Source organism: Pseudoalteromonas sp. SG45-2 (assembly GCF_014164115.1).
Classification (GTDB): Bacteria; Pseudomonadota; Gammaproteobacteria; order Enterobacterales; family Alteromonadaceae; genus Pseudoalteromonas; species Pseudoalteromonas distincta.
Genome location: NZ_JACJEO010000077.1, coordinates 1 through 312, shown reverse-complemented (window position 1 = coordinate 312; position 312 = coordinate 1). Strand labels below are relative to the sequence as shown.

The 312-nt window shown below is 39.1% G+C and carries 1 protein-coding gene; it reads left to right on the top strand.

Annotation, left to right across the window (positions count from 1 at the left end; translation table 11 throughout):
- Positions 1-312, top strand: a 312-nt coding sequence (locus H5116_RS20175; RefSeq protein ID WP_182716937.1) for a hypothetical protein, incomplete at both ends; no start/stop codon positions are given.

The following is a 312-nucleotide window of genomic DNA, read 5'->3' as shown; positions in this document are numbered from 1 at the left end:
AAACACTAGAAAGTGAGTTGCCATTTACCCCCGAAGAATTACAAGGTGATGATTTAGACGGTGAGGCGCAGGGAGTCGCTTCCAGCCAAGCTGAGCAGGACTTATCAAATGCGCTTTCTGAAAATGCTAACTTAGATAGCTTAGAAGATGATTTTGATGATGAACTATTAATTGATAATGACTTCTCTGAATCAGAAGCTAAGGTTGAAGACGAGTCGTTTGATGATGATTTACTGCAAGAAATTAATGACGGAATTGATTCTGTTGAACCAGTTAGTATAGAAGAGGATACCAAACCTCTTAACCTTGATG